Annotated in this window: 18 protein-coding genes; 12 read left to right on the top strand and 6 right to left on the bottom strand. The window is 72.8% G+C overall.

The window, feature by feature from the left end; all coding sequences use genetic code 11:
• Positions 1-300: 300 nt before the first annotated feature.
• Complete coding sequence (locus ASE20_RS15610; protein ID WP_056895642.1) at positions 301-966, bottom strand: response regulator transcription factor; 666 nt, start codon at positions 964-966, stop codon at positions 301-303.
• 5 nt (positions 967-971) lie between these two features.
• Positions 972-2,135, bottom strand: coding sequence for a sensor histidine kinase (locus ASE20_RS15605; protein WP_056895479.1), 1,164 nt, complete (start codon positions 2,133-2,135; stop codon positions 972-974).
• Positions 2,136-2,257: 122 nt separating this feature from the next.
• Between ASE20_RS15605 and ASE20_RS24780 the strand changes: the two genes are divergently transcribed.
• A complete protein-coding gene (locus ASE20_RS24780; RefSeq protein WP_157538474.1) occupies positions 2,258-2,410 on the top strand; it encodes a hypothetical protein in 153 nt (50 codons plus the stop codon).
• Position 2,411: 1 nt separating this feature from the next.
• On the opposite strand, the gene ASE20_RS15600 is transcribed toward ASE20_RS24780, so the two are convergent.
• Positions 2,412-2,822, bottom strand: coding sequence for a hypothetical protein (locus ASE20_RS15600; protein WP_056895478.1), 411 nt, complete (start codon positions 2,820-2,822; stop codon positions 2,412-2,414).
• 63 nt (positions 2,823-2,885) lie between these two features.
• On the opposite strand from ASE20_RS15600, the gene ASE20_RS25175 reads away from it, so the two are divergent.
• The 5 genes from ASE20_RS25175 (at position 2,886) to ASE20_RS15580 (ending at position 6,218) form a co-directional block, all read left to right on the top strand.
• On the top strand, positions 2,886-3,041 hold the full coding sequence (locus ASE20_RS25175) for a hypothetical protein (protein WP_162851546.1): 156 nt from the start codon (positions 2,886-2,888) through the stop codon (positions 3,039-3,041).
• A 4-nt stretch (positions 3,042-3,045) separates the two neighbouring features.
• Complete coding sequence (locus tag ASE20_RS15595; protein ID WP_056895477.1) at positions 3,046-3,507, top strand: RidA family protein; 462 nt, start codon at positions 3,046-3,048, stop codon at positions 3,505-3,507.
• Complete coding sequence (locus tag ASE20_RS15590) at positions 3,504-4,373, top strand: NUDIX hydrolase (protein WP_082612467.1); 870 nt, start codon at positions 3,504-3,506, stop codon at positions 4,371-4,373. Before ASE20_RS15595 ends, ASE20_RS15590 begins: the two co-directional genes overlap by 4 nt.
• 164 nt (positions 4,374-4,537) lie before the next feature.
• On the top strand, positions 4,538-5,356 hold the full coding sequence (locus ASE20_RS15585) for an MBL fold metallo-hydrolase (protein WP_225869062.1): 819 nt from the start codon (positions 4,538-4,540) through the stop codon (positions 5,354-5,356).
• 106 nt (positions 5,357-5,462) lie between these two features.
• Positions 5,463-6,218 carry a helix-turn-helix domain-containing protein gene (locus tag ASE20_RS15580; protein WP_225869061.1) on the top strand — a complete coding sequence of 252 codons (756 nt, stop codon included), beginning with the start codon at positions 5,463-5,465 and terminating at the stop codon, positions 6,216-6,218.
• On the opposite strand, the gene ASE20_RS15575 is transcribed toward ASE20_RS15580, so the two are convergent.
• From ASE20_RS15575 to ASE20_RS15565, 3 genes are all read right to left on the bottom strand, one after another.
• Complete coding sequence (locus tag ASE20_RS15575; RefSeq protein ID WP_056895475.1) at positions 6,208-7,560, bottom strand: hypothetical protein; 1,353 nt, start codon at positions 7,558-7,560, stop codon at positions 6,208-6,210. The two genes, ASE20_RS15580 and ASE20_RS15575, sit on opposite strands and share 11 nt — an antisense overlap.
• Positions 7,561-7,621: 61 nt before the next feature.
• Positions 7,622-8,128, bottom strand: a complete 507-nt coding sequence (locus ASE20_RS15570) for a SigE family RNA polymerase sigma factor (RefSeq protein WP_056895474.1) — start codon at positions 8,126-8,128, stop codon at positions 7,622-7,624.
• A 70-nt stretch (positions 8,129-8,198) separates the two neighbouring features.
• Entirely contained in the window at positions 8,199-8,912 is a 714-nt protein-coding gene (locus tag ASE20_RS15565; protein WP_200952825.1) for a Crp/Fnr family transcriptional regulator, read from the bottom strand.
• A gap of 100 nt (positions 8,913-9,012) precedes the next feature.
• Here ASE20_RS15565 and nth point away from each other — a divergent pair, with 100 nt between their 5' ends.
• The 6 genes from nth to ASE20_RS15535 all read left to right on the top strand — a co-directional run bounded on the left by nth (position 9,013) and on the right by ASE20_RS15535 (position 14,469).
• Positions 9,013-9,729 carry an endonuclease III gene (gene nth / locus ASE20_RS15560; RefSeq protein ID WP_056895472.1) on the top strand — a complete coding sequence of 239 codons (717 nt, stop codon included), beginning with the start codon at positions 9,013-9,015 and terminating at the stop codon, positions 9,727-9,729.
• The gene (locus ASE20_RS15555) at positions 9,729-10,358 is read left to right on the top strand and encodes a TlpA family protein disulfide reductase (protein ID WP_056895471.1); all 630 of its coding nucleotides are present in this window, start codon (positions 9,729-9,731) and stop codon (positions 10,356-10,358) included. The genes nth and ASE20_RS15555 overlap by 1 nt, the downstream gene beginning before the upstream one ends.
• A complete protein-coding gene (locus tag ASE20_RS15550; protein WP_082612466.1) occupies positions 10,355-11,092 on the top strand; it encodes an NUDIX hydrolase in 738 nt (245 codons plus the stop codon). Before ASE20_RS15555 ends, ASE20_RS15550 begins: the two co-directional genes overlap by 4 nt.
• Positions 11,089-12,273 (top strand): MarP family serine protease, encoded by a 1,185-nt coding sequence (locus tag ASE20_RS15545; RefSeq protein WP_056895470.1) that lies wholly within the window; start codon positions 11,089-11,091, stop codon positions 12,271-12,273. Before ASE20_RS15550 ends, ASE20_RS15545 begins: the two co-directional genes overlap by 4 nt.
• A gap of 142 nt (positions 12,274-12,415) precedes the next feature.
• On the top strand, positions 12,416-13,681 hold the full coding sequence (locus ASE20_RS15540) for an acyl-CoA dehydrogenase family protein (protein ID WP_082612465.1): 1,266 nt from the start codon (positions 12,416-12,418) through the stop codon (positions 13,679-13,681).
• A 17-nt stretch (positions 13,682-13,698) separates the two neighbouring features.
• Positions 13,699-14,469, top strand: a complete 771-nt coding sequence (locus ASE20_RS15535) for an enoyl-CoA hydratase/isomerase family protein (RefSeq protein ID WP_056895469.1) — start codon at positions 13,699-13,701, stop codon at positions 14,467-14,469.
• The last annotated feature ends 20 nt before the right edge of the window (positions 14,470-14,489 follow it).

The following is a 14,489-nucleotide window of genomic DNA, read 5'->3' as shown; positions in this document are numbered from 1 at the left end:
TGTCGGCGCGGACTTCGTCCGCGCCGCCGCTGACGCGGCCGCCCGGCGCGTGTGGGCCTGTTGCGTGTCGGTGACCCCGTCGTTTGGTCACAGACCGCTGAAAAAACGGCCGGATCTCTGCGGTTCGTGCCCACTCGAGGGGGTCACCGCGCACCGCCGACCACCGCCCGGCCGCAACCCGGCCGCCGGACCCGACCCTCCCCCCGACGCGTCCCGTCGCTGCCGCTTGCGAACCCCGCCACCGACCAACCGCAGCATCGCGCTGACCATCCCGGAGCACGACCTGCCACCCGAACGGGCCTACGGACTGACGAGCCCGGTCTCGTACGCCAGCACGACGAGCTGCACCCGGTCGCGGGAGGCGGTCTTCGCGAGCAGCCGGCTCACGTGCGTCTTCACCGTCGCCTCGGCGACCACGAACTCCTCGGCGATCTCGCCGTTCGACAGGCCGCGGCCGACGAGGACGAGCGTCTCGCGCTCGCGGTCGGTGAGCAGCGCCAGCCGGTCGTCGGGTGCTCCGGTCGGGGCGGCCGGGAGGGCCGAGGCGAAGTGCTCCAGCAGCCGGCGGGTGGTGCTGGGGGCGACGACGGAGTCGCCGGCGTGGACGGTCCGGATCGCGCCGAGGAGCACGGCGGGGGTGGCGTCCTTGAGCAGGAAGGCGGCCGCGCCTGCACGGATCGCGGCGAAGGCGTACTCGTCGAGGTCGAAGGTGGTGAGCACGACGACCTGCGGGGCGTCGTCCCGCGCGGTGAGCAGGCGGGTCGCCTCCACGCCGTCGACGCGCGGCATCCGCACGTCCATCAGCACCACGTCGCACCGGGTGACGGCGAGCTGCTCGAGCGCCTCGCCGCCGTCGCCGGCCTCGCCGACGACCGTCAGGTCCGGCTGGCTGTCGATCAGCATCCGGAAGCCCGCGCGCACCAGCTCCTGGTCATCGACGAGGAACACCCGGATCGGCTCGGTCACCGCGCTCACCACGGGATCCTCGCCGCCACCGCGAAGCCGCCGCCGGCGACGGCGCCCGTGCGCAGGCTGCCACCGTGGGCCGCGACGCGCTCCCGCATGCCGGTGAGGCCGAGCCCGCGGCCGTCGTCGAGTGCCGCCGCCCCGCGGCCGTCGTCCCTGACCTCGACCACGATGGCGTCGCCATCGGGGTGCACCGAGACGGTCGCGGTGGCGCCGGACCCCGCGTGACGGCGCACGTTGCTCAACGCCTCCTGCACGATCCGGAACACCGTCAGCGCGACCCCGTCGCTGACCGCCGGCAGCGGCTCGGCCAGGTGACCGACGACCGGTGTCCCGGCTGCCCGTACGTCGGCCAACAGGCCCGCCAGGTCCGCGAGCCGTGGCTGCGGCGCGGTGCCGTCGCCGTCCTCGGAGCGGAGCAGGCCGAGCATCCGGCGCAGCTCGGCGATCGCCTCGCGCCCGGTGGAGGCGATGGTCCCGAGCGCGGGTACGGCGACCGACGGGTCCTGCTGCGCGGCGGCGCCGGCTCCGTCGGCCTGCACGACGATCGTGGTCAGGCTGTGCGCGACCACGTCGTGCATCTCGCGGGCGATCCGGTGGCGTTCCTCCATCGCCGCCAGCGCGGCCTGCTGGGCGGCCTCGCGCTGGAGCCGCTCGCCGCGCTCGACCAGCGCGTCGACGTACGCCTGGCGGGTGCGGCCCAACGTGCCGAGCGTCCAGGCGACCACGACGAAGAGGGCGATGGTGACGAAGTAGGCGGTGACGTTCTGCGCGGTGAGCTCGACCGCATCGAAGCCGCGCAGCCAGTCGACGGCGGCGATGCCCGCACCGACGAGGCCGGTCGTGAGCGCGCCCGCGGCCCAGGCGCTGCCGGCGTAGCGGGCGACGGAGTAGATCGCGACGGGGAACGCGAGCTGGCTCCACAGCGGGTAGTCGGTCAGCACCGACTGGAGCGCGCTGGTCGCCGCGACGGCGACGAAGACCGGCACCGGGTGCGTGCGGCGCCAGGCCAGCGGCGCGATCTGGACCAGCATCAGCAGGCCGTCGGTCAGGGACACGAAGGCCATCACGAGCGGGACGGGCAGCAGCAGGAGAGCGGTCAGCCCGAGGTCGAACCACCGTTCACCGCGTGGGCCGAGCCGCCACGGTTGCCGGTCCTGACGTGCCACCGCACCACCGTAGAGGGGCGTCGGCCGCCGTACGTCAGACCACGGGATGATCCCCGGTCACCTTCCGGGCGGACGCCGTCCGCCGTACGCTCGAGGGCACCGGAGAACCGGAAGGAGTCGCGATGGCCGACCAGTCCCGCCTCGAGCGGTTCAAGCACCTGCCGCCGCCGATCGATCCCGCCACGCTGCGCTCGGCACAGGATGTCGATCCCCCGCCGCCGGAGGACGACGACCGCTACCGCGAGCTGATCTGGGTCGTCAACCGCTACGGCTGAGCTACGACAGCTTGTCGGCCAGCACGATCCACGTGAAGAAGCTGATGCCGAGCAGCATCCCGACGTGACCGAGGATCGACAGCGCGGGTCCCTCGCCCCAGCTGTCGCCGGTCGTGGCGGTGGCGTGCTTGCCCGTGCCCGTCATCCAGCGGGTGAGGATCAGGATGCCGAGCGCCACCTCGATCCACCAGATCGCCAGCGCCACCAGGCCGAGCGTGCCGCCGGGCGAGACCAGGTAGGCGATCCAGACGACGAGGGCGAGCACCCCGACGACGGTGTGCGCCTTGATGATCCCGAGGGGGACGAGGGCGTGACCGGCCTGGAACTGCTCCGACGACAGCCGCATCCGGGTGAGGAGCACGACGACCGCGGCCAGACCGGTCAGCAACCAGACGGCGTTGTCGAGAGTCACGGCCGCATCGTTGCACAGGATGTGACGCGGGCCACAGGGCTGCGGCTGAGTAGGGTGAAAGCCATGACCAAGTGGGAGTACCAGGTGGCGCCCGTCCTCAACCATGTCGCGGCGCAGATCCTCAACAACTTCGGCCAGGACGGCTGGGAGCTCGTCACCCTCGTCCCCGGCCAGGGTGGCAACGACATCGCCTACTTCAAGCGCCCGGCCGAGGGCTGAGCCCGTGACCACCCCGGAGGAGCGCCTCGCCGAGCTGGGGCTGAGCGTCCCGGACGTCGTACCGCCCGTCGCGGCGTACGTCCCGGCGGTCCGCAGCGGTGCGCACGTGTTCACCGCCGGCCAGATCCCGATGCGCGACGGCACGCTCGTCGCGACCGGCAAGGTCGGCGACACGGCGACGCCCGAGCAGGCGACCGAGGCGGCGCGGCAGTGCGCGCTCAACGCGCTCGCGGCGATCCGGTCGGTGACCGGCACGCTCGAGAACCTCCGGATCGTGAAGGTCGTCGTCTTCGTCGCCTCCACCCCCGACTTCACTGGCCAGCCGGCGGTCGCCAACGGTGCGTCCGAGCTGCTCGGCCAGGTCTTCGGCGACCTGGGCGTGCACGCGCGCTCCGCCGTCGGCGTGGCGGCGCTGCCGCTCGACGCGACCGTCGAGGTCGAGGTCGTCGCCGAGGTCCTCGGGTGAGGATCCCGCTGCCGCCGGTCCCGCTGCCCGAGCACCTCGCCGACGTGGCGCGGGAGTACGCCGACGGCACCCGCCTGGCCGCGGATCCGCGCGACGCCGCGACGGTCGTGCTGCAGCGACCCGGCGCCGACGGCGCGCCCGAGGTCTACCTCCTGCGCCGCCACGTGACCATGGACTTCGCCGGCGGCATGTGCGTCTTCCCCGGTGGCGGCGTCGACCCGCGCGACTACGACCACGAGGTGGCCTGGGCCGGCCCGACGCCGGCCGAGTGGGCTGCACGCCTCGGTACGACCGAGGACGTCGCCCGCGCGCTGGTCTGCGCCGCGGTGCGTGAGACCTTCGAGGAGTCCGGCGTCCTGCTCGCGGGGACGTCGACCGACGACGTCGTCGCCGACACGACCGGTGCCGACTGGGAGGCCGACCGGGTCGCCCTCGAGTCGCGCGACCTCTCGCTCACCGACTTCCTCACCCAGCGGGGACTGGTGCTGCGCACCGACCTGCTCGGCATCTGGAGCGGCTGGCTGACCCCGGTCTTCGAGCCGAAGCGCTACCGCACCTGGTTCTTCGTGGCCCAGCTGCCGGAGGGCCAGATCACCCGCGACGTCTCGACCGAGTCGTCCGAGGTCGTCTGGCTGCCGGCCGCCGAGGCCGCCGACCAGGCGGACCGTGGCGAGCTGGCGATGCTCCCGCCGACGTACCTGACCTGTCTGGAGATCGGCACCCTCGGCTCCGTCGACAAGGTGCTCGCGGCCAGCGCGGACCGCTCGGTCACGATGTTCATGCCCGAGGTCGAGCCGCTGGGCGACGGGTTCACCCTGTCGATGCCCGACGAGCTGCGGCCGATGGTGGCGGCCCGGAGGGCCTAGGGCATGCCTCCCAAGTCCCCGCCTGCTGCGCGACGTTTCCGACTCGATCTGGCTGCGTTGGCGTCGCTCGAAGGGCGAACGAGCACAACTTCGCTCCGCCGCCTTGCCAGATCGGCCGCAAACGCCGCTCGCGACGGCGCCGACTTGAGAGGCAGGCCCTAGCCGTGGAGCCCTGGCACGGCGGCGAGTACGGCGAGCGCGGGCGGTGCGTGCTCGCCCCCAACCCCGGCCTGATGACCCTCGACGGCACGAACACGTGGGTGCTGCGCGAGCCCGGCTCCGACAGGTCGATCGTGGTCGACCCGGGCCCGCTCGCCGACGAGCACCTGGATGCGGTCGCGGCCGTCGCCGGCCAGGTCGACCAGGTCGTGGTCACCCACCACCACTACGACCACACCGAGGCCGCGCGCTCCTTCGCGGAGCGGATGGGTTGCGGCGTCCGCGGCCTCGACCCCGTGCAGTGCTGGCGGGCCGACCCGCTGCGCGACGGCGAGGTGCTGTCGGTCGGCGGCCTCGAGGTCGAGGTGCTGACCACCCCGGGCCACACCACCGACTCGATCTCGCTGCTCGTCGAGGCCGACGGCGCCCTGCTGACCGGCGACATGGTCCTCGGTCGCGGTACGACGGTCATCGTCCACCCCGACGGCGACCTCGGCCAGTACTTCGACTCCATCGCCCGGATGCGCGCGCTGATCACCGACGGCCGGGCGGCGTCGCTGTGGCCGGCCCACGGCCCGGTGCTGCCCGACGGTGCCGCCGTGCTCGACCACTACGTCGTGCACCGCCGCGAGCGGCTCGCCCAGGTCGAGTCCGCGCTCACCCGGCTCGGACTGTCGCCGTCCGCCCTGCCGGCCGATGTCGCCGAGGACCCGGTGCTGCCGCGCCAGGTCGTCGAGGTCGTGTACGCCGACGTCGACGAGTCGCTCTGGGGGGCGGCCGAGTGGTCGGTGCGCGCCCAGCTGGCCTACCTGGCGTCGCGCTGACTCCCGCTCGACTCTTGGGCCGCCGCGCCCATCAGCGTGCGGTGTCGCAGGGGCATGACCTCCGAGGTCATGTCCCTGCGGCGTCCCGGTGGCTAGTTTGGCGCTCGTGAACGCGACCGCCGGAGTCCTGATCCGCGAGTGGCGGCAGCGCCGCCACCTCTCCCAGCTCGAGCTCGCCAGCCGGGCCGACGTCTCGACCCGGCACCTGAGCTGGATCGAGACCGGTCGCTCCCGTCCGACGAGCGCGATGGTCATGCGCCTGTGCGACCACCTGGAGGTCCCGTTGCGCGAGCAGAACCACGTCCTGCTGGCTGCGGGCCACGCGCCCGCCCACCCCGAGCACCAGCTCTCCGACCCGCCGATGGCGGAGGCGAACGCCGCACTCGAGACCATCCTGCGCGGTCACCAGCCGTACCCGGCGCTCGTCGTCGACCGCCACTGGGAGCTGATCTCCGCCAACGACGCGGCCTACGCCTTCCTCGACGGTGTCGACGCCGACCTGCTCGAGCCGCCGATCAACGTGGTCCGGCTGTCGATCCACCCGCGCGGGCTGGGCGGCCGGATCGTCAACCTCGCCGAGTGGCGCGCGCACCTGGCCGAGCGCCTCCGGCGGGAGTACGACGCCAGCGGCGACGCCGAGCTGGGCGCCCTCCTCGCCGAGGTCAGCGCCGGCGGGGTCGAGCCCGTCGAGTCGTCGGCGCTCGTCGTACCCCTGCAGCTGCGGATGCCGGACGGCAGCGTGCTGTCGTTCATCACGACCACGACCGTTTTCGGCACGCCGCGGGAGGTCACGCTCTCGGAGCTGGCGATCGAGGCGTTCTACCCCGCTGACGAGGAGACCCGGGCCGCGCTCAACGGCTGAACCGCCGTCGGAGCAGCCAGGTCGCTCCTGTCAGCGCGAGGAGTGCGAGGACCGGCACCGCGACCACCGCGACCCGGCGCTGCGGCGACCAGGGCCAGTCCGGGGCCGGGCGCTCGACGGTCGGGTGGTCGGGTGGCATCAGGTCGGTGGCGAGGGTGAGACCGAGGACGCCGCGGTCGAGGGCCATCACGGGCGTCTCGGTGCCGCCGGGCCGACCCGTCCTGACCAGGGTGACCTGCGGATCGGGACTGCCGTCCTCGTCGAGCGCCTCGGTCGCCAGCACCTGGGTGTCGGCATCCAGCTGTCCGATCCGGCGTGGATCGCTCAGGTCGGTGCGCACCATCGTGTTCTCCGGACCGGGCAGGTCGACGAGGTAGGCCCGCCCCTCGGCTCCGTCGATCGCTCGGCGTAGGCCCACCACCTGGTCGCCGCGGAACCAGGCGCCGTAGATCGCAGCGTCGCCCGGGAGGTCGAAGCGCGTGTTCCGGCCGTCACGCCACAGTCCGTTGCCGCCCACGGCCGCGAACTCTCCCTCGTCCGAGACCAGGACGTCCGGCACCACGTTGCCGCTGACGACCGTGTCGTCGGTGACGACCTCCGCCTCCGGCAGCTCGTAGGACGGGCTGGTCCGGCCGTCCGCGGCGACCACCCCGCCGAACTGTCCCGACGTGCTGTAGCTGCCGCCCCCGGTCCACTCGACGATCCGGGCTCCTCCCCAGACGAGCCAGCGGCCATCGGCCGACCAGTGGAGCTGGCCGACGAGGACATTGCGATCCTTCGCGGTGGGCACGATCTCCAGCACCTCGCCCGTCGTCAGGTCCGCCACGCGGATGCCGCTGTACGGGTCGCCCCCCGTGCCGTCGATGAGAATTCCCCACGCGATCCGGGTCCCGTCCGGCGAGAGGGCGAGCGGCGGAGCGGAGTGGAACCGGTAGCCGCCGCCCGGGCTGTCGTCCAGCAGGCCGCGCAGTCGGAGCACGTGGTAGGCGCCGTCCTGTGCGTCGACGACCACGGGAACCCCGTTCTCGGTGACGAAGGCGGCCGCCCCCCGCCCGATCCGCAGGCCGGTCTCCGGCTCGTCCGCCACGTGGTCCGGTACGGCGTACAGATGGTTCGGCACGCCGATCACGTCGCTGTCCGCGAACGGGGGCGGGTCGGGACGCAGCAGCGGCACCGCCACTGTCGTGAGCACCGCGAGGCAGCCCACCACGGCCGCCGCCGTCAGCACCCGCGCCCGGCGGGTGGCCCGTCGCCCACGGTCGAACAGGCCCGCGTCCACCTCGACCGCCGGCGCCCGGTCGGCGATCCGCTCGAGCTCCGCGCGCAGCTGCTCGCCGCTCACCGGGGTCCCCGATCGATTGTCCGGAGGAGTGATGCGGGGGAGGAGAATCGAGTGGGGTGGATCATGACGCCTCCTCCAGGAGGTCCTCGAGGTGCGGGGCGAGGGCGCGCAGCCGCGCGAGTGCCGCGCGGGTGGTCGACTTGACCGTCCCGGAGCTGATGCCGAGCGCGTGCCCGGCCTGCACCTCGGTGAGGTCCTCGAAGAAGCGCAGCACCAGCACCGAGCGCTGCCGCTGGGTGAGCTGCGCGAGCGCGGCCTCCAGGCTGATCCGGAGGTCGGCGTCGCCGGGCGCAGCGAGCGACGCCCGGTCGTCGTACGCCGGCGTGAGCGCCTCACGCAACCGGCGCCGGCGCCACCACGAGATGTTCTGGGTGTAGAGGATGCGCCGCACGTACGGCTCCGGATCGCCCTCGATCCGGTGCCAGGCGCGCGCTGCGTTGAAGAGTGCCGTCTGCACGAGGTCCTCCGCGAGGTGGGCGTCCCCGGTGAGGAGGTACGCCGTGCGGGTCAGGGCCGGCGTGCGGGCATGCACGAACCGTTCGAACTCGTCGCGTGCGGACGGGTGCATGGGCCGACCCCCTTTCACCTGCTCCTACGCGCGGAACGGGTGGTTCGGGGGTGGCCGCCGAGAGGATTTCTCAGCGGGCGCGGCGCGACATCCGCTCCATGTCGAGGATGACGACCGAGCGCGGCTCCAGGCGCAGCCAGCCGCGCGAGGCGAAGTCGGCGAGCGCCTTGTTGACCGTCTCGCGGGAAGCGCCGACCAGCTGGGCGAGCTCCTCCTGGGTGAGGTCGTGGTGCACGTGGACGCCGTCGTCGGCGGTGCGGCCGAAGCGGTCGGCGAGGTCGAGCAGCGCCTTGGCCACGCGGCCGGGGACGTCGGAGAACACCAGGTCCGCGACGACGTCGTTGGCCTTGCGCAGGCGACCGGCGAGCTGGGTGAGCAGGCCCCGGGCCACCATCGGGCGTCCCTCGAGCCAGCGCAGCAGGTCCTCGTGCGACAGCGACGCGAACTCGGCGTCGGTCACCGCGGTCACGGTGGCCGAGCGCGGGCCCGGGTCGAACAGCGAGAGCTCACCGAACATCTGGCCGGGGCCCATGATCGCGAGCAGGTTCTCGCGCCCGTCGGAGGAGGTGCGGCCGAGCTTCACCTTGCCCTCGAGCACGACGTACAGCTTGTCGCCGCTGTCGCCCTCGTGGAACAGCACCTCACCGCGGCGCAGCCGCGTGGTGGCCAGCGACGTGCGCAGCGCTGCCATGGCCTCGTCGTCGAGGGCACTGAACAGTGGCGCCTGACGGAGTACGTCGTTGTCCACGCTTCCTCCAAAGTTGTAAAACCCGGTCGGGCGCATCCTAGCCAGTGCGCGATGTCACACCTAGCGCCGCGTCCGGCATGTCCCCCGTGGGACCGCTGCTGCCCCGCTGTCGGAGCAGACCCGTAGGGTGGCATCCGTGCGGCCGATCGACATCACCGAGGAGACGCCGACCCAGCTGGTCAGGCGGGCCCGCAAGATCGACCGGGTGCTCGCGCAGACCTATCCCGACGCGAAGGCCGAGCTCGACTTCGACGATGCCTTCCAGTGCCTCGTGGTCACCGTCCTCTCCGCCCAGACCACCGACAAGCGGGTCAACCTGGTGCGCCCGACCCTCTTCGCGGCGTACCCGGACCCGGCGTCGATGGCCGCCGCCGACCGCGCCCACCTCGAGCAGATCGTCGGGCCGCTCGGCTTCTTCCGGGCCAAGACCGAGTCGCTGCTCAAGCTGAGCGCCGCGCTCGTGGAGCGCTACGACGGCCAGGTGCCCGGCCGGCTCGACGACCTCGTGACCTTGCCGGGCGTGGGCCGCAAGACCGCCAACGTGGTGCTCGGCAATGCCTTCGACGTCCCCGGCATCACCGTCGACACCCACTTCGGGCGGCTGGCCCGCCGGCTCGGCTGGACCGAGGAGACCGACCCGGTCAAGGTCGAGCACGCGATCGGGGCGCTCTTCCCGAAGCGCGACTGGACGATGCTGTCGCACCACCTCATCTGGCACGGCCGGCGCCGCTGCCACGCCAAGAAGCCCGCCTGCGGTGCCTGCCCGGTGGCGCGCTGGTGCCCGTCCTACGGCACCGGGCCGACCGACCCGGTCGAGGCGGAGAAGCTGGTCCGCACCGAGGGCCCCAACTGATGAGGTTGCCGGCCGCTGCGGTCGCGCTCGTCGCGGCCGGTGTCCTGATGACCGGCTGCGACAGCGTCGCGCCGAGCTTCGCCTGCAAGGTCGAGGCGGACGCCCCCGATCTGGTCAAGGACCGCGTGGCGGCCGGCATCGCCGACTGCGACCCGGCGAGCTGGTCGGTCGGCGATGGTGCCGCGGCGCAGCTGCCCGACCTCGACCTGGCCTGCCTGGGCGGGGAGAAGGGGGCCGCGCTCGACCAGGTGCACGGTCCGGCGATGATCAACTTCTGGGCGTCCAACTGCGGTCCCTGCCGCAAGGAGATGCCGGCGTTGCAGGACTTCTACGAGAAGTACGGCGACCAGGTCACCGTGCTCGGCGTCAACTACCTCGACACCTACCCCGGCGCGGCGATCGACCTCGCGCACCAGCTCGGCGTCACCTACCCGTCGCTCGCGGACGCCTGCGGCGACCTGCAGGAGACCGACGCCGAGCTCGGCATCGGCCTGCCCTTCTTCCTCTTCGTCTCCGAGGACGGCACGGTCTCGAAGCCGCGCACCGGCGGCGTCGAGTCGGTCCAGGAGGTCGTCGACCTCGTCGAGGACAACCTCGGCATCGACGTGACCGCGAAGGTGGCGTCGTGACCGACATTCCCGACCAGCTGCCGAGCGACCTGCCCGACTGGCTGCTGCCCGTCGCCGAGGGCGCGCGCTCGATCCGCGGCAGCGACCTGACCGCCTTCCTGCCCCCGCCCGGGCAGGAGGTGCGCCGCGGCGCCGTACTGATGCTCTTCGGCGAGCACGACGTGCTGCTCACCGAGCGCGCCCACGACATGCGCTCCCACCCCGGCCAGGTCTCCTTCCCCGGCGGCAGCATCGACCCGGGGGAGTCCCCGGTCGAGGCCGCGCTCCGCGAGGCCGACGAGGAGATCGGCGTCGACCCGGCCGGCGTCGCCGTGTTCGGCAGCCTGCCGGAGCTGTGGCTGCCGCCCTCCAACTTCGCGGTCACCCCGATCCTCGGCTGGTGGCGCGACCCCACTCCGATCCGGGTCGCCTCGCCGCAGGAGGTGCACGCGATCCACCGGGTGCCGCTGACCGAGCTGTTCGACCCCGAGCACCGGATCCAGGTGCGCCACCCCGGCGGCTGGATGGGGCCGGGCTTCCTGATCGGCCCCGACAAGGACGTCATCCTGTGGGGCTTCACGGGCGGGATCCTCACCCGGTTCTTCGACTTCCTCGGGTGGCTCCCACCGGTGAGCGACCCGCCGGTGCATGATCTCCCCGACTACATGCTCGCCGAGTACGTCCGCCGGACCTCGGGCTCGGCGAGCGACGAGGACGCGGGGGACGGCATGGACATCCTGGAGCCGAACGAGTGAATGTCCTCGACTGGCTGCTCGTCCTCCTGGTGCTCGCCTATGCCCTGTCGGGCTACTGGCAGGGCTTCGTGACCGGCGCCTTCGCCACGGTCGGCCTGCTCGCGGGCGGCCTCGCCGGCATCTTCCTCGCGCCCCTGCTGCTGAGCAAGCTCGACCCGTCGCTCGCCGTCTCCCTGGGTGCGCTCTTCATCGTGATCCTCTGCGCCTCCCTCGGCCAGGCCCTGCTCCAGTACGCCGGCGCGCGGGTCCGCGAACGCATCACCTGGCAGCCCGCACGCGCGCTCGACGCGGTCGGCGGCGCCCTGCTCAGCGCGCTCGCCGTCCTGCTCGTCGCGTGGGCGCTCGGTGTCGCCATCAGCGGCACCCGGATCGGCTCGGTCACCTCGATGGTGCGCAGCTCCGTCGTACTCGGGAAGGTCAACGACGCGCTCCCGGACGCCGCCCCGAACGTGCTGCAGGCCTTCAACAACGTCGTCGGCACGGGGTTCTTCCCGCGCTACCTCGAGCCGTTCGCGCCCGAACAGATCGTCGAGGTCCAGCCGGGTCCGTCGAACCTGCCGCGCACCGCCGCCGTCCGCGCCGTCAGGCCGAGCGTGGTCAAGATCCGGGGTGGCAACAAGTGCGGCCGCGGTGTCGAGGGCACCGGCTTCGTCTACGCGCCCGACCGCGTGATGACCAACGCCCACGTCGTCGCGGGAGTCCAGGACCCCGAGGTCAGCATCGGCGGCGGCACCGAGCTCGCCCGGGTCGTCTACTACGACCGCAAGCTCGACATCGCGGTGCTCGCCCTCGACACCGGCGACGCCCCGGTCCTCGCCTTCGACCAGACCACCGAGGCCGAGGACCCGATCGCGATCATCGGCTACCCGCAGGACGGCCCGTTCGACGTCCAGACCGGCCGGGTCCGGGCGATGCAGAACCTCCGTTCGCCCGACATCTACGGCGCCGGCACCGTCGTTCGCGAGGTGTTCTCCCTGCGTGGCCTGGTCCGCCCCGGCAACTCCGGCGGCCCGATCGTGACTCCGCAGGGCAAGGTCGCCGGCGTGGTCTTCGCCGCGTCGGTCACCGACCCCGAGACCGGCTACGCCCTGACCGCCAAGCAGGTCGCCGAGACCGCCGAGCGGGGTGCCGCCGCCGGCAGCGACGGTCGCGAGGCGGACACCGGCAACTGCGCCGCCTGACTCTGCAGGAATCCCCGCCTAGGTGGGGATTCCTGCGCTTGGTGACGGTTGCAACCGTCATCAACCGTCGGAATACCCACCTAGGCGGGTATTCCTGCAGCCCCGTCGGCGGGCCGATTCGCGCCTGCGCCATAGTGGCCCCATGACCGGCTCGTCTGCGATGTACCCCGCGTTCCCGGCGCCGAGCGAGAAGGCCGTGCGGCTCTTCGAGGAGATGAAGGCGTTCCTCGCCGAGGAGGTCTTCTCGGCGGAGGAGGCCTACGCGCGGTACCGCGAGGAGCAGGGCGCCGCCGACCACACGGTGCCGCCGGTCGTGGAGGAGTTGAAGGTCCGGGCCCGTGAGCGGGGCCTGTGGAACCTCTTCCTGCCGAGCGAGTCCGGGCTGACGCAGCTGGAGTACGCGACGATCGCGGAGCTGTCCGGCTGGAGCCTGGAGATCGCGCCGGAGGCCATCAACTGCCAGGCGCCGGACACCGGCAACATGGAGCTGCTGCACCTCGTCGGCACGCCCGAGCAGCAGGCCCGGTGGCTGCAGCCGCTGCTCGACGGCGAGATCCGCTCGGCGTTCGCGATGACCGAGCCGGCCGTCGCGTCGTCCGACGCGACCAACATCGAGACCCGCATCGAGCGCGACGGCGACGAGTACGTGGTCAACGGCCGCAAGTGGTGGATCACCGGCGCCGCCGACCCGCGCTGCAAGGTGCTCATCGTGATGGGCAAGACCGACCCGACCGCCGCCACCCACCGGCAGCAGTCGATGATCATCGTCCCGGTCGACACCCCCGGCGTGGAGATCAAGCGCTCGTACCCCGTCTTCGGCCACCAGGACCAGCACGGCCACTGCGTCATCGAGTTCACCGACGCCCGGGTGCCGCTGGCGAACCTGCTGGGCGAGGAGGGCGGCGGCTTCGCCGCCGCGCAGATGCGGCTGGGCCCGGGACGGATCCACCACGTGATGCGGGCGCTCGGCGCCGGCGAGCGCGCGCTGGCCATGATGGTCGCCCGCTCGAAGTCCCGTACGGCGTTCGGCGGTCTGCTCGCCGAGCAGTCGGCCGTGCGCGAGAAGATCGCGGAGTCCCGCATCGAGCTCGACCAGGCGCGGGCGCTGTGCCACCTCGCGGCGTACACCGTCGACGCCGAGGGCAACAAGGCCGCGCGTCACCTGATCGCGGCGGCCAAGGTCGCCGTACCGCGGGCGGTGCTGTCGGTCATCGACCGCGCCATCCAGCTGCACGGCGCCGCCGGCATCAGCGACGCGACGCCCCTTGCCGCACTCTGGGGCTGGCACCGCGCGATGCGCATCTTCGACGGCCCCGACGAGGCCCACCTGACCACGCTGGGGCGCGCGGAGATCACCCGCGACCCGCTCTTCGACCTCCCTGCCTCACTCCACGACCAGTTCCGCTGAACCGAAGGATCCCCCTCATGACTCTCGTGCGCTACGAGCACGCCGACGGCGTCGCCCGGATCACCCTCGTCGACGGTGACAACGGCAACCCGGTCCACCTCGAGTCTGTCGCCGCCCTCCACGACGCGGTGCGCAGCGCGCACCGCGACGGCGCGCGGGTCATCGTGCTCGCCGCCGAGGGCCGGTTCTTCTCGGTCGGCGGGGACCTCGGCGCCTTCGCCGGCGCCGACGACGTCAGTGCCTTCATCGACGACCTCGCCGAGTCCCTGCACCGCGTGGTCAGCGAGCTGGTCCGCTCCGATGCGATCGTGGTGAGCGTGGTCCAGGGCACCGCCGCCGGGGCGGGCTTCCCGCTCGCCGCCGTCGCCGACATCGTGCTGGCCGCCGACACCGCGAAGTTCAGCCTCGCCTACACCAAGGTCGGGCTCTCGCCGGACGGCGGCAGCTCGCTCCTGGTGCACACCCTCGGCCTGCACCGCGCGCTGCGGCTGGCGATCCTCGGCGACCTGCTGACCGCGCAGGAGGCCCACGCCGCCGGCCTGGTCGCCCGCGTCGTCCCCGCCGACGAGCTGGCCGCCACCGCCGAGCAGGTCGTCGCCACCCTCGCCGCCGGCTCCGGTGCGGCCAACGCCGCCGCCAAGCGGCTGCTCCGCGACGTCGTCGCGCCCGCCCCCGAGACCGCGCTGCGCAAGGAGACGCTCTCGATCCGCCGGCTCGCCGGCTCGCCCGACGGCCGCGAGGGCGTGTCCGCGTTCATCGAGAAGCGGGCGGCCCGCTTCAACGCCTGACCCGGTACGACGCCGGGGCG

It is taken from the genome of Nocardioides sp. Root240 (genome assembly GCF_001428825.1).
Classification (GTDB): Bacteria; Actinomycetota; Actinomycetes; order Propionibacteriales; family Nocardioidaceae; genus Nocardioides.
This window is presented reverse-complemented; position numbering and strand designations above follow the sequence as displayed.

Excerpts from the sequence above, each read along its gene's own strand:
- ASE20_RS24780 (WP_157538474.1), top strand. The coding sequence starts at position 2,258 with ATGGCCGACCAGTCCCGCCTCGAGCGGTTCAAGCACCTGCCGCCGCCG.
- ASE20_RS25175 (WP_162851546.1), top strand. The coding sequence starts at position 2,886 with ATGACCAAGTGGGAGTACCAGGTGGCGCCCGTCCTCAACCATGTCGCG.
- ASE20_RS15570 (WP_056895474.1), bottom strand. The coding sequence starts at position 8,128 with ATGCACCCGTCCGCACGCGACGAGTTCGAACGGTTCGTGCATGCCCGC.
- ASE20_RS15565 (WP_200952825.1), bottom strand. The coding sequence starts at position 8,912 with ATGCGCCCGACCGGGTTTTACAACTTTGGAGGAAGCGTGGACAACGAC.
- ASE20_RS15555 (WP_056895471.1), top strand. The coding sequence starts at position 9,729 with ATGAGGTTGCCGGCCGCTGCGGTCGCGCTCGTCGCGGCCGGTGTCCTG.
- ASE20_RS15540 (WP_082612465.1), top strand. The coding sequence starts at position 12,416 with ATGACCGGCTCGTCTGCGATGTACCCCGCGTTCCCGGCGCCGAGCGAG.
- ASE20_RS15535 (WP_056895469.1), top strand. The coding sequence starts at position 13,699 with ATGACTCTCGTGCGCTACGAGCACGCCGACGGCGTCGCCCGGATCACC.